General features: G+C 42.5%; 15 protein-coding genes and 1 tRNA gene. 10 read left to right on the forward strand and 6 right to left on the reverse strand.

Going from position 1 to position 19,367, the window contains the following annotated elements; all coding sequences use genetic code 11:
- The first annotated feature begins 76 nt into the window (after positions 1-76).
- The 4 genes from AC5JPT_RS09115 to AC5JPT_RS09130 all read left to right on the forward strand — a co-directional run bounded on the left by AC5JPT_RS09115 (position 77) and on the right by AC5JPT_RS09130 (position 6,198).
- Entirely contained in the window at positions 77-2,083 is a 2,007-nt protein-coding gene (locus AC5JPT_RS09115) for an AAA family ATPase (RefSeq protein WP_493857854.1), read from the forward strand.
- 66 nt (positions 2,084-2,149) lie between these two features.
- Entirely contained in the window at positions 2,150-4,006 is a 1,857-nt protein-coding gene (locus tag AC5JPT_RS09120) for a UvrD-helicase domain-containing protein (protein WP_493857855.1), read from the forward strand.
- 382 nt (positions 4,007-4,388) lie between these two features.
- Positions 4,389-5,711, forward strand: coding sequence for a valine--pyruvate transaminase (locus AC5JPT_RS09125; protein WP_493857856.1), 1,323 nt, complete (start codon positions 4,389-4,391; stop codon positions 5,709-5,711).
- Positions 5,712-5,811: 100 nt separating this feature from the next.
- Positions 5,812-6,198: a hypothetical protein gene (locus AC5JPT_RS09130; protein WP_493857857.1), complete on the forward strand. Its 387-nt coding sequence runs from the start codon at positions 5,812-5,814 to the stop codon at positions 6,196-6,198.
- 87 nt (positions 6,199-6,285) lie between these two features.
- Here AC5JPT_RS09130 and hchA read toward each other — a convergent pair whose 3' ends face one another.
- The 4 genes from hchA to hisB all read right to left on the reverse strand — a co-directional run bounded on the left by hchA (position 6,286) and on the right by hisB (position 9,615).
- Entirely contained in the window at positions 6,286-7,191 is a 906-nt protein-coding gene (hchA, locus tag AC5JPT_RS09135; protein WP_493857858.1) for a glyoxalase III HchA, read from the reverse strand.
- A 406-nt stretch (positions 7,192-7,597) separates the two neighbouring features.
- Positions 7,598-7,987, reverse strand: a complete 390-nt coding sequence (locus AC5JPT_RS09140; RefSeq protein WP_493857859.1) for a hypothetical protein — start codon at positions 7,985-7,987, stop codon at positions 7,598-7,600.
- A gap of 171 nt (positions 7,988-8,158) precedes the next feature.
- Entirely contained in the window at positions 8,159-8,794 is a 636-nt protein-coding gene (hisH, locus tag AC5JPT_RS09145; RefSeq protein WP_493858458.1) for an imidazole glycerol phosphate synthase subunit HisH, read from the reverse strand.
- A 173-nt stretch (positions 8,795-8,967) separates the two neighbouring features.
- A complete protein-coding gene (hisB, locus tag AC5JPT_RS09150; protein ID WP_493844053.1) occupies positions 8,968-9,615 on the reverse strand; it encodes an imidazoleglycerol-phosphate dehydratase HisB in 648 nt (215 codons plus the stop codon).
- A gap of 415 nt (positions 9,616-10,030) precedes the next feature.
- Here hisB and AC5JPT_RS09155 point away from each other — a divergent pair, with 415 nt between their 5' ends.
- The 4 genes from AC5JPT_RS09155 to AC5JPT_RS09170 all read left to right on the forward strand — a co-directional run bounded on the left by AC5JPT_RS09155 (position 10,031) and on the right by AC5JPT_RS09170 (position 12,095).
- A complete protein-coding gene (locus AC5JPT_RS09155; RefSeq protein ID WP_319050843.1) occupies positions 10,031-10,453 on the forward strand; it encodes a hypothetical protein in 423 nt (140 codons plus the stop codon).
- A 123-nt stretch (positions 10,454-10,576) separates the two neighbouring features.
- A tRNA-Phe gene (locus AC5JPT_RS09160) sits at positions 10,577-10,652 on the forward strand.
- Between the two features lie 192 nt (positions 10,653-10,844).
- Positions 10,845-11,345: a DUF4385 domain-containing protein gene (locus AC5JPT_RS09165; RefSeq protein WP_493857860.1), complete on the forward strand. Its 501-nt coding sequence runs from the start codon at positions 10,845-10,847 to the stop codon at positions 11,343-11,345.
- Positions 11,346-11,387: 42 nt separating this feature from the next.
- Entirely contained in the window at positions 11,388-12,095 is a 708-nt protein-coding gene (locus AC5JPT_RS09170) for a phosphoglycolate phosphatase (protein WP_493857861.1), read from the forward strand.
- 61 nt (positions 12,096-12,156) lie between these two features.
- Here AC5JPT_RS09170 and AC5JPT_RS09175 read toward each other — a convergent pair whose 3' ends face one another.
- Entirely contained in the window at positions 12,157-13,686 is a 1,530-nt protein-coding gene (locus AC5JPT_RS09175; RefSeq protein WP_493844049.1) for a YifB family Mg chelatase-like AAA ATPase, read from the reverse strand.
- Positions 13,687-14,001: 315 nt separating this feature from the next.
- On the opposite strand from AC5JPT_RS09175, the gene AC5JPT_RS09180 reads away from it, so the two are divergent.
- Positions 14,002-16,452, forward strand: coding sequence for a penicillin acylase family protein (locus AC5JPT_RS09180; protein WP_493857862.1), 2,451 nt, complete (start codon positions 14,002-14,004; stop codon positions 16,450-16,452).
- A gap of 396 nt (positions 16,453-16,848) precedes the next feature.
- On the forward strand, positions 16,849-18,327 hold the full coding sequence (gene hemN, locus AC5JPT_RS09185) for an oxygen-independent coproporphyrinogen III oxidase (protein ID WP_493858459.1): 1,479 nt from the start codon (positions 16,849-16,851) through the stop codon (positions 18,325-18,327).
- Between the two features lie 82 nt (positions 18,328-18,409).
- On the opposite strand, the gene AC5JPT_RS09190 is transcribed toward hemN, so the two are convergent.
- Complete coding sequence (locus tag AC5JPT_RS09190) at positions 18,410-19,291, reverse strand: SPFH domain-containing protein (protein WP_319050837.1); 882 nt, start codon at positions 19,289-19,291, stop codon at positions 18,410-18,412.
- Positions 19,292-19,367 lie beyond the last annotated feature (76 nt).

Raw genomic sequence — 19,367 nt, forward strand, 5'->3', positions numbered from 1 at the left:
ATTAATACTAAGTTTCAATATTGCAACAATACTGTTATATTTTGAGATAAATTAGCTTTCAGAGTATGGCTTTCCTATGCAAATATCTCATCTTAGAATAAAGGGATTCAAATCATTCGCTCTAGATAGCGAAGAAATACCTTTGAAAAATAAGCTATCTGCTTTTATTGGTCTTAATAGTTCTGGCAAAACCACAGCTTTAGAGTCATTACGGAAACTATTTGGTTCCTCATTGTCAGAAAGAATGCTTGTAAGAGAAGATTTTCATATTGGTAAAGATGAAGACCCAAACACTATAGAAGAACGTGAGCTTTCAATTGAAGTAAAGATTCAATTTTCTGATGAAGATAGCGAACAAGAAGCAGTCGTACTTTATTTTGGTGATATGGTTATTGACGCACAAGGTGAAGACCCATATATACGCATTCGGTTAGAAGCACAGTGGAAAAAATCAGAAATTCAGCCTGATGGTGAAGTCGAATTTCAAACATTTTTTATAAAAGTTGCTGATAACGAAGAAGAATCTACAGAAGATAGAGTAGTATTAAAATCTCACTTAAGAAATCTCATACAAATCCTCTATGTACCTGCTATTAGAAAGCCTTCAGAACAAATAAAATACGCATCAGGTTCTATTTTATATAGAATTCTTCGAAAAATTCAATGGAATGACGCCTTTAAAGTAGAATTTGACGGCAAAATTCAGGAAATCAACCAATCGTTTAAAGGGCTAGATGAATTTGGTGTGATTGATGACGTCATTAAAAGTGTTTGGGGCAGGTTTCATAAGGATAAGCGCTATAGAGATACGGCTTTAGGGTTTGGCTCTAGCACGTCAGACGAAATTTTGAAAAAGTTAGAAATAACGTTTAGTCCTACAGGTACTCATAAACAGTTCCAGATTCATGAGTTAGGCGATGGCTATCGCTCTATGTTTTACTTAACCTTAGTATGCGCTTTATTGGAGATTGAAGAGAAGTTAGCAAATGAGAGTGACGATGACTCTCTAGAAGCTACTCGTCCTTTATTGACCATTTTAGCGATAGAAGAACCTGAAAACCACATTGCTCCGCAACTGCTTGGTCGTGTAGTCAAAATCCTTAATAAAATTTCTGAACAACACCACTCTCAAGTATTACTCTCCTCACATACTCCTTCAATTGTTAAACGAATAGACCCTGAAAGCATTCTTCATTTCAGAATAACTGATAGTTACGAGTCAGAGGTCAACGAAATAATACTGCCTAAAAAAGAAGATGAATCTTATAAATATATTAAACAAGCTATTAATAACTACCCTGAAATATACTTTGCCCGTTTAGTCGTTATTGGAGAGGGCGATACAGAAGAAGTTATTTTTAATAAATTTATGGAAATAGAAGAAGTTGATTTTGATGACAATATAATTACTTTTGCTCCATTAGGTCATAGGTTTGTCAATCATATATGGAAGCTATTGGAAACATTGCATATACCCTATATCACCTTATTAGATTTGGACTTAGAACGACATGGGGGTGGTTGGGGAAGAGTAAAGTATGCATTAAATCAACTTATCGAAAATGGAGTGGACAAAAACCAACTTTTAGTCTTAAAAAATGGAAGCATTTTTCCAGATGAAAAGTTGAAAATTATGCACAAACGCGATTTGAGCGACAATAATGTTAAAATTATATACCAGTGGATTAAACGCTTAAATACATACGATGTCTACTTCTCTCAACCTCTCGACTTAGATTTTTTAATGCTACAAAACTATGTAGAGTCCTATAAAAAGGCGATACCAAAAAACGGGGGTCCTGAAATACCTGACAGAACAACTCATCCTGCTGAATTTCTAGCAAAGGTAGGAGCTGGGGTTAAGGCAACTCTTAAATCAGACAGTGCTACAGGTGATACTTACAGTGAAGAAGATAAAGAACTAATGATTTGGTATAACTATCACTTTTTAGGAAGAGGCAAACCTACAACCCATATTCTCGCTTTATCAAAAATGACAGATAATGAAATCAAAAAGGCTACTCCTGACTTATTTAAGACACTCTTCAATCGTATAAAAGAGTTGCTCGTAGAACAACGATGAACATGCCAATGTTGAGCTTGGATGACGTTACAAGTATTTTTCTTTTGAAATTTTAATAGAGGGTTTATGCTAATAATTAGTCCAGAAGAGTGGCAACCTAGCGATGGTCTAAATCTTGAAGCTAACGCTCTACTCAGTGTTAAATCAGTAGATAATCGTTTGATTTTAGCAGGTCCAGGCGCAGGTAAAACGGAAATGCTGGCTCAAAGGGCTAGCTATTTGTTAGAAACTAACACTTGCAAATATCCTCGTAAAATTCTGGCTATTAGCTTTAAGAGAGACGCCTCGTTTAATCTTAAAGAAAGAGTCGAAAAGCGGTGTGGAGAAGATTTAGCTAAACGATTTGATTCTTTTACATTTGATTCTTTTGCTAAACAAATTTTAGATAGATTTAAAAAGGCTTTACCAGAGGGAATAAATGTTACTTCTGACTATCAGTTACTTTTAGATGATAAAGAGGTCCTAAAGCTTTACTCTAACAGAGGAGAAAGCCTAATTTATTCTCGTGAAAAGAAACGAATGATGGCTAGGCATAATGAGCAATTACCAATAGACTTTAATAAAACGTCAACAGGTGTAGTACATGAGGTTTGGTTGGAATTAATAAATTCTGCTCAATCTAAATTAACTTTTGCAATGATAATGCGGTTGGCTGAATTAATCATAAAGACCAACCCAAAAATCAAAAAATATCTACAGATTACTTATCAATTTGTTTTCCTTGATGAGTTTCAAGATACTACTAGTATTCAGTATGATTTATTCAAAGCCTGTTTTCTTAATAGTGATTCTATTTTTACAGCCGTAGGTGATGATAAACAACGTATTATGTTATGGGCAGGAGCAATACCTACTGTATTCCAAGATTTTATAAATGATACAGATGCAAGTGAAATACGTCTTCATAGGAATTACCGAAGTGCTCCTAGAATTGTTAATTTACTAAATTATTTCAGTGAGTATATGTTAGGAGACGCACAAACAGCCATAGCAGATACAAGATGGGATGAAGATGATGGTGACTGCGATATAGTATTTTTAAAGAATACAGAACAAGAGAAAGAATTTTTATTAGATGGTATTCAAAGTCTCATTTCTGATGACCATGTAAACCCTAGAGAGATATGTATCTTAATTAAACAGAGGTTAAACCTATATGTGGGAGAATTAATCACTCACCTTTGTGAAAATGGTATCCAAGCTAGAGACGAAGGTCATTTTTACGAATTACTCTCGGAAGAAATCACCCTTTTCGCTATTAATATGCTGTACAGAATTTTAGATAATAAAGACTCTACTACTAGGAAAGATACTTTTGACTTTATCAGTAATTTATATTCAGAGCTTGACCATCAGGGTTTATTAAATATAGAAAAGAAACTCTTCAAATTCATTAAGCAAGAAAAGATTAATTATAACTTTAATGACCTAACTGTAGATAATTTAAAGGAGTTGCTTAGAGATACAGTGAAGTTAATAGATACCAATAGATTAAAAGCTCAGTTTCCCAAGTATAAAAATAAAAAAGAGTTAAGTAGGCTTTTAACCAAATTGTATAAGGAGTTATGGAAATCCTATCAAGAATCTAATGACCTTAAAACTGCTTTAGATACCCTTGTAGGTAAAAACACCATACCTGTAATGACTATTCATAGAAGTAAAGGATTAGAATATCATACGGTTATATTTGTAGGGTTAGAAGATGATGCCTTTTGGTCATATAACAGTCAAGCAAATGAAGATAACTGTGCTTTTTTTGTTGCTCTGTCTAGAGCTAAAGAGAGAATCCTATTCACTTTCAGTCAAACTCGTAAGGATAAGGAAGGTAATTTAAAAAATCAATCTTTTGATAATATTAGACCTATATTTAATACTATGGATAAATCTGGTTTAGTTAATTTGGTTGACAAAATGAGTGATTAGATAATTAAGGACCACAAACGTCAATTGGAGGAGCGGTTTAGCCTCGACAGTAGTAAGTATACTTATGTGATCACTGGCTTGCGAGGACTTGGCTGAGAGGGTTATCGAGGCAACAGGAACACTATCAGCCTTTAGTCACCGCGCCAGTGGGCATATAAGATATTAGCGGATGGCGAGATTAGCTCCAAAACCCTAAGCCGTTTAAACCAAAACGCCTTCTACTCACCTAGAAGGCTTTTTTTTGCTTCATAAGCTGTATAGACATTTAAACCAATATCATCCATGCACTTTGCTTATTTTATAGTCCTCATTTGCTATACTAGCCCAACTTTATCGGTTCAATACCAACTTATAACACCCTCCCAAACAGCATGGTAGCCTTATGAAATTCTCAAAATTCGGTCAAAAATTTACCCAGCCCACTGGCATCTCGCAATTGATGGATGATCTGGGCGACGCGCTAAAAAGCGATCAGCCTGTCAACATGCTGGGCGGTGGCAACCCTGCCAAAATTGATGCCGTCAATGAGTTATTTTTAGAGACCTATAAGGCGCTGGGCGTTGATAACGACGCAGGCGTGCCCAATAGTAGCGCGATTATCAGTATGGCGAACTACTCCAATCCGCAAGGCGATGCCGCCTTTATCGATGCCTTGGTTGGCTTCTTTAACCGTCATTATGATTGGAACCTCACGGCGGAGAACATCGCCCTGACCAATGGCTCGCAAAATGCATTTTTCTATCTGTTTAATCTATTTGGCGGAGCGTTCACAAACGAGCAGAGCGAGTCTATCGACAAGTCCATTCTACTGCCATTGACCCCTGAGTATATCGGCTATAGCGATGTGCATGTCGAAGGTCAGCATTTCGCAGCCGTATTACCACACATCGATGAAGTGACGCATGATGGCGAAGCAGGCTTCTTTAAATATCGTGTCGATTTTGAGGCGTTAGAAAACTTGCCCGCGCTAAAAGAAGGCCGTATCGGCGCAATTTGCTGCTCACGCCCGACCAACCCGACGGGCAACGTGCTCACCGACGATGAAATGGCGCATTTGGCCGAGATTGCGGGGCGCTATGACATTCCGCTGATTATCGATAATGCTTACGGTATGCCCTTCCCAAATATCATCTATTCTGATGTCACTTTAAATTGGGATAACAATACAATCCTTTGCTTTAGCCTATCGAAGATTGGTTTGCCTGGTATGCGTACGGGTATTATCGTGGCCGATGCAGAAGTGATAGAGGCAGTTAGCGCGATGAATGCCGTGGTCAATCTAGCACCGACACGCTTTGGTGCAGCGATAGCCACACCACTGGTCGAAAACGATCGTATCAAGCAGTTATCTGATAATGAGATTAAACCGTTTTATCAACAGCAGGCGAAACTCGCGATAAAGCTGTTAAAAGCAGAATTAGGCGATTATCCATTGATGATTCATAAGCCTGAAGGGGCGATATTCTTTTGGTTATGGTTCAAAGACTTGCCGATTACCACCCTTGAGCTATACGAGCGTCTTAAAGAAAAAGGCACGTTGATTGTACCAAGTGAGTACTTTTTCCCCGGTGTCGATGTCAGCGATTATCAGCACGCACATGAGTGTATCCGTATGAGTATCGCGGCAGATGAGCAGACGCTAACGGATGGTATTAGGGTGATTGGTGAGGTAGTACGCGAGTTGTATGATGAGGCTAATAGCTAACATATAAACTCAAAGTCTGATAACTATGTACCCAATATTTTTACTTTATGGCATATTTATATTCTCAGCTACTTTTTTGGTGTGGATCTTAATAGGAATTATGACTGACTTTGCATTTTTATTTTTTCCAAAAATATCTGCAAAAGTTTTAAATAAAAGAATAGTGATTACATCTGCCAAATTCTCTTATCTGGGTGACGTACATGAGCTTTTTATTAAGTATCAATATGAGTTCGAAGGTGTCATTTATACCAACACATTATTGAATGCTTTTGGAGGAGTGCGTAGTTTTGGTGAAAACGGAGTTAGAAAGGCAGTAGCTAAGTCGATAACTTCAGAAGACAGAATAGCTGTCTATGTCTGCCCTTTTTACCCGAAACTGGCTTATGCTTTGCCGTTTGGATGGAGTAAATTTTTGGTGCTACCGATAATTGCTGTGGTATTAGCTTTGTTCCTTTCCTCAGGTAACAAACTAGATATCTTTTGAGTTACAACGAAAAACGGACCTTAATAGTCCGTTTTTTTATGCTCTGAAATGATCTACTTTATTTTAAGTGAACGGTTTGCCACCCTTTTAGCTAAGCGCTTTTAGTAATTCATTAACGCTTAGTTTACCAAACTCATTGGCAGCTAATGGTCCATCTCCTGAGATCAGTTTTCTATCTTGATGAGTGCTACCGGTGGCCAGTTTATTGCTAATAGTGACGCCTAGGTCTTCAAGCTTTTCCCCAAAGTACCATGGCATCGTACCAGGCAGATAGCCAATTTTTGGCATTTGCTTATCCATACCAGTGGGGAACGCTACCATCTCATAACCTTTAAAGATAAAGTCGCGCTCGGACTTATCATCTGCCTTATCAGAACCGTTTAGGTTAGCGGACAATAAAGCGGCAGGTCCATGGCAAATCGCTAAGGTAAACAAGTCATTTTCATGGCCCCAGCGTAGCAATTCGCCAAGGTTCTTGTCCTCAGGCAAGCCTAGCATCGCGCCATGACCACCTGGAATAAAAATCGCTGCATAGTCGTCGCTATCGGCCATGTCATTTTTGACAAAGTTAGCGATACTGTTCGGACTCTCAAGCTTTGACTGATACTCAGCGTATAATTGTTTAACGTCGTCATCATCTTCTGGCATCGCCCATTGCTCAACTTTGACAGACGCTCCTGTTGGCGTAAAAACGTCCACGTCAAAACCCGCTTTTTTAAAATGCAATAAGGGCACCATCATCTCAACAGGGTGATTGCCAGTATCAAATTTTTTACCATTTTCCATAGTCATGTATTGCTGCTCGGTACAGACCATGAGGATTTTTTTATTGCCCGTATACGGCGTGTCATACTCTGTATTGTCATAATTAGTTTTACTTGGGGCCGCCAATTTCAAAGATGACTTGGAAGGAATATATACCCCCGCTTCGGTTTCTTGTGCTTGCAACCCTAACGTTTCTTTTGCATTGTCTAGTATTTTTTGGATATTCATAGTGCTTCCTAGTTATTATTAATTATGGAGGATCGATACCGAGTCAGGCGATATCTAAAGGCAGTATCTAAAGACAATGTGCTTAGGATATACGCCGATACCGCGACTCTTTACTTTAAAATAACAAACTGAGAAAGGGTTAAATAGACAAGACTTTTTATATTTCGTAAGCTTTGTAAAGAGAGCGTGTTTGATCTGTCAAATCACAACCGCTGCAATAGCGATCAATTTAGGTGGAAGCTATTTTAGAAGTCATTTGTGTGGATGTTCTTATAGGAATACTGCTCTTGACAAACAAATGCAAAAGCATGGTATCAAAGCGATTGGCGGAAGTGTTTCGTGAGCTTTATAATTAAGCGCAAAGCAAATAGTCGTAAGTTCAAACGAACAAATAAAAACGGACTGATTAATAGTCCGTTTTTTTATGGCGTTTGGTTATTGAAGTAGATTTATTGGTTGGGTGAAAGACCGTCGTCCATTTATTGAGCGCAAAGAGCACATAAGATAGCAAGCACGTATTCATGAGATCGTGCAGGCTGGCCTTTATGTCCACCATTTCTAAAGCTAGGAGCCCTTTGGGTACGATGATATGGCGATTGTCCAAGTATTCACCAAATAACGCCACGCCAGTCACAACAATTAAAGCGATAAATGCTCTGATATTTTGGCTTTTAATGATAGGACGCAGTAAGAATAGACAAAGCAGGTAGACACCAATACCGACATAGATATGCAAAGCATCTTTGGCAAGCCCCGTAATCTCGACCATATTGAGTTTAAAATCGGTAAATTCCAATAGAGTATTCCAAATATAAGCGAACAAGAAGTAATTGAGCGTATCATCAAACAATAATAACTGAGAATCGACAACTAAGAATGACAACAGCAGAAAATAAAAAAGGTAGATTATACAATTGATAATCTACCCTTTGCTAAATTAAATATTCATTTTGCGTTTATTACCTGTTTATATATCCCACTCTACAAAATTCTTGAGTAGTTGCAAACCCGCAGTATGGCTCTTTTCTGGATGGAACTGGGTGGCGAATAGATTGTCTTTGATGACACTGGCACAGAACGGTTGACCATAGTCACATACCGCCGCGACTTGCGCACTATCAGCAGGCTCGCAGTAATAGCTATGTACAAAATAAAAATGCGCGTTGTCCTCAATACCGTGCCACAGCGGATGATCGGTATCCATCTCATTGATAGTATTCCAGCCCATATGCGGTACTTTTATCGTAGCGCCTTGCTCGTCTTTCCACGTCGGATCGAATGCTTCTACCGTGCCGTTTAAGATGCCAAGGCAATCTGTGCCACCATTCTCAGCGGATTGCTCAAACAATGCCTGCATACCCACACAGATAGCCATGACGGGCTTGTTGAACACTGCTTGGCGTATGACATCATCGATGCCTGCATCGTGCATACCAGCGATACAGTCGCGCATCGCGCCGACACCAGGGAAGACGATCTTGTCTGCTGCCGCCACGATTTTTGGGTCATTGGTGATAGAGACGTCTGCGCCAACGACTGACAACGCTTTGCCAGCTGAGTGCAGATTGCCCATGCCATAATCTAATAATGCTACTTTGGTCATCAACTGGCTCTCGTTTTTAAATATTTTGACTACTATACTATTTATATTACTAGCTATTACTAAGGTGTAGATAAGGTTTTGCTACAAGGAAGTCGAGCGCAGGCTGTACAACCAGTACACCAAGCTTGACTGACCCTCTTGAGTAACCCTTGTAGAAGAGCCTCAAATGCGCCTTAGAAAGCCTCTTTGGTCGATGGCAAGGTGTTCAATGCACGCTCATCATATTCACAGGCCATACGTAGCGCACGCGCAAAGGCTTTGAAGGTTGATTCGATCTGATGATGGCTGTTTTTACCTTTGAGATTATCCAAATGTACGGTCATCCATGAGTGATTGACGAATCCATAGAAGAACTCACTGAACAGATCAACATCGAAGCGGCCAACGTGCGAGCGGGTGAATGGAATATCCATGTGCAGCCCTGGACGACCTGATAGATCAACGACCGCGCGGGTCAGCGCTTCGTCTAGCGGCGCATAGAAATGTCCGTAACGACGGATGCCTTTTTTGTCACCTAAGGCTTTGTTGAATGCTTGGCCCAGCGTAATACCCGTATCTTCGACACTATGGTGGTCATCGATAAAGGTGTCGCCAACACATTTGATGTCTAGGTCAAACAAACCGTGACGCTTAATTTGATCAATCATATGATCCAAAAACGGTACGCCCGTGTCTACCACACCTTTACCAGTCCCATCGAGGTTGACGGTACAGGTGATTTGCGTTTCGGCTGTGATGCGCTCGACAGTCGCAATACGCTCAGGGCGACCATGTAGATTTAGGTTTGTTGTTTGATTTTGCTCAGTTGCATTGGCTGTCATGGCTACTCTCTATCGGTTCTTTATCAGTGAAAAGCGGTCAATAAGTAAGGCAAAAAATACCTATTACCTTATATTATGTTTTCTGCTAGCACTCTAATCAGCACTAGCGTTACAAGTATTAAAAAATGATATATACAAAAGATATCAATATATTAGGGTTTATACGTACTTAATATTATGTAGCCTCATCATAGCAAACCCTAACATTTACTGCCACGCTCAAGGGCCAAACCACGCACAAAATCACCTCATTCTGCTAAAATAGTGTGTTGAGTATTATCAATCATGACTTGCACCAACTTTTAGATACTCTATTCTGTAGCCTACTCTTTATAACGTTGTGCCGTGTTATGACTTTGTGCTGTCCCGTACTATACCCTTATACTATAAAAACCCTCTATTTATAGGAACCACTATGCCTTTAGAAGCGATCGCCATCAATAGTTTGGATGCACCACTCATCAAAAAACCATCTCGCGACAATGAGCTAGCAGAGCGTTTGCAGGCATTGTACGATAGCGATGATACGCAGCCTAATGGTACTGAGGTGTTAAATATCGTTGAGCAAGGGTTTAAACGCGGACAGACCCTATATGTCGGTATGTTCAATGACAAACCTATCGCTGCGGTTGGGTGTTTTGATGATGGACAGACCGATGCCAAACGTTTGCAGTATCTCACCGTGCATCCGGAGAATCGCAAACGCGCCATCGATGCCAAATTTATTAAATTGGTCTATGATGCGGAGGTCAAAAAAGGCGTCCGTGAGTTTGTACCTGCTGATACTGATATTCACCGTATTATGAGCGAGTATGAACTGCTGCGCGTAAAAGACTAAACCGAGCGCTAAAACGGTTAATTTTGTCCATATCTGATTATTTATCGTCTTTTATTAGATATAATTCGAAAATAGCTTGACAGCGACGCGTATATTTAGTTTAATAGCGACCTCAACGAAGACGGCTCGATAGCTCAGTCGGTAGAGCAACGGATTGAAAATCCGTGTGTCGGCAGTTCGAACCTGCCTCGAGCCACCATTCGTTAATAGAATTCTAAAAAGCCCCGAACAGCAATGTTTGGGGCTTTTTTTATGCCTGTTATTCATGCTTGTCGCACACCGTCACTATTGCATAACATTTTTATCCTGTTTTCTAAACAGCTTGGCTCAGTATACTCAATAACCATATGTGAGTAGATACCAATTATAATAAAGAACAAGGGTAGCCATTATGAGAGAATTTGATTACGACTTAGATTACAAAAACTTAGATTTGCGCGCTCAGCCTGAATTGTATCGTGTTGGCCGCGGTGAGCAAGGGGTGCTACTCGTAGAACCTTATAAGTCTGAAATCTTACCGCACTGGCGCTTTGCCACGCCTGATATCGCCACCGAGAGTAGTGAGACTATTTATCAGATGTTTTTGGACTACTTGGCCGACGATGATTTTGTTGGTGCGGATATGGCGCGTAAGTTTATACAAATGGGCTATACCCGCGCTCGTCGCTATGCCAATCACAAAGGCGGCAAAAAGTATAAAGGCGCAGTCCCTGATGATAAAAAAGGTCAAAGCGGTGCTCATGGTCGCGAAGAATTGCCAAGGCAAATCGAGGATCCTATCAAAGCAGAGTCTGCACGAATCTTTAAGGTCAAATGGGACGAGTGCCGAGAGAATGAAGATTATCTAAGAATGAAAAAAGAGCACCGCGAACGCTACAAAGATGTCGAGTAACTACAAGAGCAAATGCAAACCCATTAACCAATAGGCACGGCAATGAGTAAAAAAGAAATGAACAATAACGACAAGCAGCTTTTGATCTTTGATTTTGATGGCACACTCATTGATAGCGTGCCCGATTTGGCTGATTCGACCAATGCTATGCTGACCACTCTTGGTAAGAAAACCTACCCTATTGAGACGATACGCAATTGGATAGGCAATGGTTCACGGTTGCTGGTAGAGCGCGCGCTGGTGGGTAAAGTAGAGGTAGCAGACAGCGAGTTAACGGTTGAGGAAGCCGATCACGCAGAACACATATTTCTTGATGCGTATAACAAGCTAAGCGGTAGCAAAACTGTCGCCTATCCAGATGTCGACGAAGGACTCAAAAAACTCCATGACGCTGGCTATACACTTGCCCTGGTGACTAACAAACCCATTCGTTTTGTCCCAAAAATACTACAGTCATTTGGCTGGCAGGATTTGTTCAGTGAAGTGATGGGCGGTGATAGTCTACCTGCAAAAAAACCAGACCCAGCGCCCCTACTACACGTCTGCAAAAGTCTTGATATTGATGCTGCTCAAGCAATAATGATTGGCGACTCTAGAAACGATATGTTGGCTGGACAAAACGCCAATATGGATACGCTTGGACTGTCTTATGGCTATAACTACGGACAAGATATTCGTGAGCTAAACCCGACCGCAGCATTTGATAATTTTGCCGACTTGGTTGCTTGGATTATGGCAGATAGCATTTAATCCGTAATAATATCTGTCCAGTGCTCAGAAGGAATTGCCAAAAAATCTGCTAAAACCAAGGTTACGCTTTGCTGCGATAGCTCAGCGCCTCAGACACATGGGCGCTATTAATATCAGTACTATTGGCCAAGTCAGCAATGGTACGAGCCACTCGCAGTACCCGATGGTAACCACGAGCAGAGAGGTTCAAGCGCTGCTGGGCAAGCTGCAATAGTTGCTTTTCACTGTCACCCAGCTCAATGTACTGATCAATCTCACTAGGACTAAGCTCATTATTGACTTTTTGTTGCCGTTTTAACTGCTGCTGATGCGCAGTCGCTACTCGAGTACGCACTTGCTTAGACGTCTCACCTGCCTGCGTGTTTTGCAAGTCAGCAATAGGCAGCGCTGGTACGGTGATATGCAGATCAATACGATCTAATAGCGGCCCTGATAATTTGTCTTGGTAGCGTTTGATTTGCTCAGGTCGACAACGACAACGCCCTGAGGTATCGCCATCATAACCGCACGGGCAAGGGTTCATAGCAGCGACCAGCTGAAAGTTCGCCGGAAAGGTCATTTGAGAGTTGGCACGGCTAATAGTAATTTGCTTGGCTTCTAACGGCTGACGCAGCACCTCAAGCACGCTGCGATCGAACTCTGGTAACTCATCGAGAAACAAAACGCCCTTATTCGCCAAAGTAATCTCGCCCGGTTTGGGCCGTGAGCCACCACCGACCAATGCGACGGCCGATATCGTATGATGAACCTGCCTGAACGGCCTTGTCCCATAGTCATAATCGCTGTCTGCCACTGAGTACGTACTGGCAACTTCTAGCGCATCTTCATCGCTCAGATCAGGCAGTATCGTCGGCAGCCGTGATGCCATAAGCGTCTTACCCGAACCTGGCGGTCCAGTAAACAACAACGAATGACCACCAGCTGCTGCAATCTCTAGCGCGCGTCTGGCATGATGCTGTCCCTTAACATCCGCTAAATCTACTTGATACCCGACATGCTGCGGTGCTGGACGGGGCTGCACTACTTCCAAGCAGTCATAAGTTGCACTTGGGTCAGTCAAGGATTGTAGATGGTCGCAAACTGCCTTTAGACTCTGCGCGGCCAGTATCGTCACGCCATCGACGCGACTGGCCTCACCCCCATTATCAACGGGTACGATAAGTTGCGGTGTCTGCGATAGTTTTGATGCTAGCCCTTCCGCTTTGATCGCGCGGGCAACTGCCAAACTGCCAGTGACCTGCCGCAGTTCACCGTTAAGTGCCAGCTCTCCTATAAACTCAAACTTCGATAGCACCTCTGGCTCAAGCTGTCCGCTTGCCGCCAATATACCTATGGCTATTGGTAAATCTAAACGTGCACCATCTTTAGGTAGATCAGCCGGAGCTAAATTAATCGTGAGACGCCGATTGGGAAACTGAAACCCTGAATTAAGAATAGCAGAGCGCACTCTGTCTTTGCTCTCGCGTACAGCCGCTTCAGGCAGACCGACGATGGTCAACGCAGGTAACCCTTGCGACAGATGAACTTCAATGATGACTTTGGGAGCATGCAAACCGACGACTGAGCGGGTATAGACTTGAGCAAACGACATCAGTGTTTTCCTAATATTAGGGGATGATTGATGATAGAGTATTCTTTATCAGTGCGCAAATGTCGTGTTTTATCACTGGTATAGTGAGTAAATAGTGTTATATGATGAGTAGATGTTCGTTTTAATTTTGATCCTACTGGCTAAAGACTGAGGCATGTTTGATACCACTCTTGTTTGCTGCTCAGCAAACATCAAATCACTACTAGCGTTCAAAATCAATCAGAGCATTGGCAATAAAAGGATTTTATTGTCTATATAAAGCGGCTTCTTGCTATCCGCTTTATACACACCAACTAACCATGGATGGATAAGCTTATGAGCATCGATATGCTTCCTCAGCGTGTGCCTAGGCTCGCGCTACTCACAGTGGCTGTTTCTGTAGGACTGTCTGGTTGTTTCACAGATGGCGATAACGACCCCTTTGATTCTGAGACTACCTACGCTGCAGATATTCAGCGCACTGAATTTGGCATTCCACATATTACCGCACAGGATTATAAAGGGCTCGGTTACGGCGTAGGTTACGCTTTTGCGGAGGACAACATCTGTTCACTAGCACGTGAGGTCGTCGTAGCCAGCGGACAGAGCATGCGCTACCTCGGTGACGACGGTGACGTAGACAGCGACGTTTTTTATACTTGGTATAACTCTCCAGAGAGACGCGCTAGTTTCTTGGCTGCTCAGGATCCCGAGACTATTGATGCTGTCACAGGTTACGCTGCTGGCTATAGCCGATATCTACGTGATACAGGGGTTGATAACATCAATCCTGACTGCGCTGGCGCCGAATGGGTACGTGAGATTACGATTGATGATTTGCTGACTGTCTACGGCAAAGCAAACTTGCGCGGGGGCTTGTCTAACTTTGTCAGATCTATCGTCGCAGCAGCACCGCCTGATCAAGATATGACTATGGACAGCAGTAGAATGCGCACTATCAACCCAGAGCCAACAGCTGATTTTGATAATTCAACAATCAATGCGATGAAGGGTGGTAGTAATGCCTATGCATTTGGCAGCGAGGTAACCGGTACTGATAGCGGTATCTTGTACGGCAATCCACATGAGCCATGGGAGGGCGTACAGCGCTTCTATGAGTTTCATTTGACCTTGCCAGGTGAGCTCGATGTGATGGGCGCCGCTCAACAAGGCCAGCCCTTTATCAATATTGGTTTTAATAAAGATGTGGCGTGGAGTCATACGGTCTCTACCGCCAAACGCTTTACCCTTTATCAGCTTAGCTTGGTAAATGGCAATCCTATGAAATACAACTATCAAAATAGCGACGGTGTATTTGAGCAGCGTGATATCGAAGAAGTCGAGGTAACGATTCAGTTGCCAAATGGCGGTGAGCGCGTTGAGTCTTTATATCTATCTCAATATGGACCGATGCTGAATGTAAAAGCACTAAACGATCAGCTGCCTAACTGGGGTGATAACAATCTCGCTTATACCATTCGCGATGCGGCATCTGAGAATCCGCGTGCTCTCAATCAATGGCGTAGTATGAATAAAGCCACGAGTGTCGAAGACCTAGTCGATAGAATGCAGGATACCCTTGGTCTTGGGTTCGTCAATACCATTGCTACTGACCGCTACGGCAAGGCCTTGTACGCCGATATCTCAACCGTACCGCATGTTACCAAAGATAAGCTTGAAGCTTGTAGTGCCAATGCTGGTCCATTCCTTGGCGCGTTGATTGCAGCAGACTTGCCAGCACTAAACGGAGCCACAGCTGCCTGTGAATGGGGCAATGATGCTGACTCACCGCAAGCAGGTATTTTTGGACGCTCAAACCTGCCATTTTTGATTCGTGATGATTACGTCGCCAACTCAAACGACAGCTACTGGTTGAGCAATCCACAGCAGCCACTGACTGGGTTCTCACCGCTCCTACGTCGCCGTCTAACACCATTCTTAGGACCCAATGCAGTAGAAGGCGTACCGTTACTGATGCGTTCGCGTATGGGACTGACACAGATCTCAGACCGACTGAGCAATACAGACCAACTTGGTGGCACCACCTTTAATCTGGATAATATGCAAGACGTGGTCTATGGCAACCGTAGCTATGTTGCTGAGCTCGTACTCGATGATGTATTGGCAGACTGTACAACCAACCCTATGATGCCACTGACTAGCGGTGGTACTATCGATGCCACTCACGCTTGTAATATTCTGAGCAATTGGGATCGCCGTAATAACCTAGATAGCAAAGGTGCTCATGTATTCAGAGAGTTTTGGCGCAGCGTCGACTTTACTGAAACTACAGATGATGCCTTCAATGTGAAGTTCGATATCAATGACCCTGTCAATACGCCACGTGACCTGATTATCAATGATAATACGCGTCAGGCATTGGGAGATGCCATTAGCTACTTCAATGACAAAAATATCGCCCTTGATGCCTCTTTGGCAGACTTACAGTACGTCATCGATGCAGGTAGTAATAACGAAAAAATCTCTATGCATGGCGGACTTGGACGCGAAGGTATCTTCAACGTCGCTCAAGGCCCAGGACTCAATGAAGATGGTACTTATAAGCCAATCACTGCTGGTCCTACCTATATGCAGACCGTAACTTTTGATAGCAACGGCCCTGTCGTAGAAGCGTTACTGGCATATTCACAAGCCTCAGACAGCACGCGACCGTATCACCGTGATCAGACACGCCGTTACTCAGCCAAAGACTGGATACGCTTGCCTTTTAGTAAAACTGAAGTCAATGACCAAGCGGTTGGTGGTACCATTCAACTGAGAGAGTAGCATTGGCAAAATGAAGTAGATAAGTAAAGCAGAAATATAAAAACCTCAGCCCAGTGCTGGGGTTTTTTTTATCCAAAGTGCTGGGGTTTTCTGTGTCAAAGTAACCGCTGTATTTTAATAGCTGAGCACACTGACCAACCACCCCACTGGCAATAAGGATTTGTTATACTAGCCATCACAAATTCGGTGATAAATACAGCTACCAATAACCTGCTCAAATATTCTTATCAGCTTATTAAAAATAAGACTAGCATTCACTTACTGAACGACTAACCATATAAGAATCCGTATGTTCGGCGTCAAAACGAGGAATATCGCATGACAGACTACTCAGAACAACACACTCAACAGCCTTACAACCGTGCGGACGACTCGCCCACCACGGTGCGCCCTGTTATGCAACCAGACAATCCTTATGCCAGCACGCGCGGTAGCATCACCAGTAAGCAACTACCCCCGTTCGATGAGAGCATCATCAACAAGTATAATCGTTCAGGCCCACGTTATACCTCATACCCAACGGCGTTAGAGTTCACGCCGATACCGGACAGACTCGAAACGACTGCTCTTGAGACAAAAATTCTCCAAAATCGTGAGTCGCGCGCGCCACTATCTTTGTATTTTCATATTCCGTTTTGTCGTCACCTTTGCTATTACTGTGCCTGTAATAAAATCATTACCAAAAAAAACAGCGACTCTGGTGACTATCTACAATACCTGATCGCTGAGATTGCTCTGAAACGTCGCTTACTATCTGCGCCAGATGGCAGCGAAAAACCACTGGTCAAGCAGCTCCATCTAGGCGGTGGTACACCAACGTTTTTGCGTGACGAGGAAATAGTAAAACTGTGGGCGTTCTTGCACACTCAGTTTGAGTTTTTACCTGAAGATGAAGGTGATTACTCTATCGAGATTGATCCCCGTGAACTGGGTGACAATACCCTACAAACACTGCGCAACCTAGGTTTCAATCGTATCAGCTTGGGCGTACAAGATTTAGATGGAACGGTACAAATCGCCGTCAATCGCGTGCACTCAGCAGAAATGATTGAAAATGTGTTAAACGAAGCGCGTAAGCTTGGTTTTGGCTCTATTAATATTGACCTCATTTATGGTTTACCGCATCAAACACCTGATACTTTGGGCAACACTGTACAGCGTATTATCAAGATGTCACCAGATCGTCTGTCAGTCTTTAACTACGCTCACCTGCCCGAGCGCTTTAAAGCTCAGCGTCAGATCAAAGATGAAGACTTACCAACTCCAGCTGACAAACTTGCCATGCTCGGCAATACTGTCAATACACTGACCGAAGCTGGCTATCAATACATTGGCATCGATCACTTTGCCAAGCCTGATGACGAGTTGGCTGTTGCCCAGCGCCAAGGTAAGTTACATCGCAACTTTCAAGGCTATACCATCATGGGCGACTGTGATTTGTTGGGCTTTGGTGTCTCATCCATCAGTCAGATTGCCAATAGCAACACCCGCTATATATTGCAAAACGATACCGATCTACACACCTATCAAGCTAGAATAGACAAAGCAAAATCTAACCCTCTGGTTATGCCTGCTGTAAACTATATCAAGACATCTATCAGAGATCGATTGCGTGAATATGTCATTATGAATCTGCTCTGTCATGACTATCTCGACTTTAAAGATGTGAATCAAAAGTTTGGTATCGATGCCATTACTTACTTTATTGATGAGATTCAACAATTAGGGACGATGCAAAACGATAGACTGATCGATATGGATGCAGCGGGTATTCGCGTCTTACCAAGAGGACGCCTACTCGGTCGCAATGTTGCCATGGTGTTTGATGAGTACTTGAAAGATAAACATAATAGCCACTTCTCAAAAGTGATCTAAGCTTACGATTCAAAAACCAATTATCAGTCATAAAAAAAGACCTCATGCGAGGTCTTTTTTTATGACTGGCTAACTACACTTTCTACACTTTTAATTTATCACCGACCATACCTTTTACAGTGCTCAAGATATCTGCTGGTAGTACCACCATTTTTGAGTTATCAGACTCTGCCAGTTGGCGAATAGACTTGATGTACTGCTCACCAAGTAAGTAGACAATCGGCATCTCTTCATCACCCATCGCCGCTGTGATAAGACGAATCGACTCCTCTGAACCTCTGGCCAGTACCACTTGCGCTTCAGCATCGCGACGTGACGCTTCAAGACGTCCATCTGCTTCCAATATAGCCGCTTGTTTTTGGCCGTCAGCACGGGTGACTGTCGCTCGGCGTAAACGCTCTGCTGCTGCCTGCTCTTCCATAGAGGCTTGCATGGTTTGCGAAGGATTAATGTCTTGAATTTCTACCGTCTTTAAAGTAATACCCCAATCAGCGATGTCTTCTGAAATCGCTTGTTTGAGCAATGCCTTGATCTCATCACGACTCGATAAGGCATTATCAAGGTCCATCTCACCAATGATTGAGCGCAATGATGTCTGTACTAGATTACGGATACCATGCTCATAATCTTCGATACCATAGACTGCTTTGTCTGGGCGTAAGATGTTGATATAAGCGACCGCATTAGCGATGATGACCACGTTATCGCGGGTGATAACCTCTTGCGATGGGATATCTAGTACGATGTCTTTGGTAGTAACTTTATAAGCGATTCTATCCACAAAAGGAATAATAAGGCTAAAGCCAGGCTCTAAGGTCTGCTGATATTTACCCAGTCGCTGCACAACCCACTTGTACCCCTGCGGGACAATACAGACACTCTTAAAGACAGTAAAAACCACCAAGGCTGCTAATACCAACATCACGATACCGCCGCCATTTAAAATACTTAAGATGCTACTCATACGATTCTCCTTGATCCTCGCCTTGTTTGCCAGCGACGTGATTTATGTCCTTTTTATCTTGATTTAAAAATATTCG

Source organism: Psychrobacter sp. H26, from assembly GCF_059073035.1.

Excerpts from the sequence above, each read along its gene's own strand:
- AC5JPT_RS09115 (WP_493857854.1), top strand. The coding sequence starts at position 77 with ATGCAAATATCTCATCTTAGAATAAAGGGATTCAAATCATTCGCTCTA.
- AC5JPT_RS09120 (WP_493857855.1), top strand. The coding sequence starts at position 2,150 with ATGCTAATAATTAGTCCAGAAGAGTGGCAACCTAGCGATGGTCTAAAT.
- AC5JPT_RS09125 (WP_493857856.1), top strand. The coding sequence starts at position 4,389 with ATGAAATTCTCAAAATTCGGTCAAAAATTTACCCAGCCCACTGGCATC.
- AC5JPT_RS09130 (WP_493857857.1), top strand. The coding sequence starts at position 5,812 with ATGACTGACTTTGCATTTTTATTTTTTCCAAAAATATCTGCAAAAGTT.
- hchA (WP_493857858.1), bottom strand. The coding sequence starts at position 7,191 with ATGAATATCCAAAAAATACTAGACAATGCAAAAGAAACGTTAGGGTTG.
- hisH (WP_493858458.1), bottom strand. The coding sequence starts at position 8,794 with ATGACCAAAGTAGCATTATTAGATTATGGCATGGGCAATCTGCACTCA.
- hisB (WP_493844053.1), bottom strand. The coding sequence starts at position 9,615 with ATGACAGCCAATGCAACTGAGCAAAATCAAACAACAAACCTAAATCTA.
- AC5JPT_RS09155 (WP_319050843.1), top strand. The coding sequence starts at position 10,031 with ATGCCTTTAGAAGCGATCGCCATCAATAGTTTGGATGCACCACTCATC.
- AC5JPT_RS09165 (WP_493857860.1), top strand. The coding sequence starts at position 10,845 with ATGAGAGAATTTGATTACGACTTAGATTACAAAAACTTAGATTTGCGC.
- AC5JPT_RS09170 (WP_493857861.1), top strand. The coding sequence starts at position 11,388 with ATGAGTAAAAAAGAAATGAACAATAACGACAAGCAGCTTTTGATCTTT.
- AC5JPT_RS09175 (WP_493844049.1), bottom strand. The coding sequence starts at position 13,686 with ATGTCGTTTGCTCAAGTCTATACCCGCTCAGTCGTCGGTTTGCATGCT.
- AC5JPT_RS09180 (WP_493857862.1), top strand. The coding sequence starts at position 14,002 with ATGAGCATCGATATGCTTCCTCAGCGTGTGCCTAGGCTCGCGCTACTC.
- hemN (WP_493858459.1), top strand. The coding sequence starts at position 16,849 with ATGCAACCAGACAATCCTTATGCCAGCACGCGCGGTAGCATCACCAGT.
- AC5JPT_RS09190 (WP_319050837.1), bottom strand. The coding sequence starts at position 19,291 with ATGAGTAGCATCTTAAGTATTTTAAATGGCGGCGGTATCGTGATGTTG.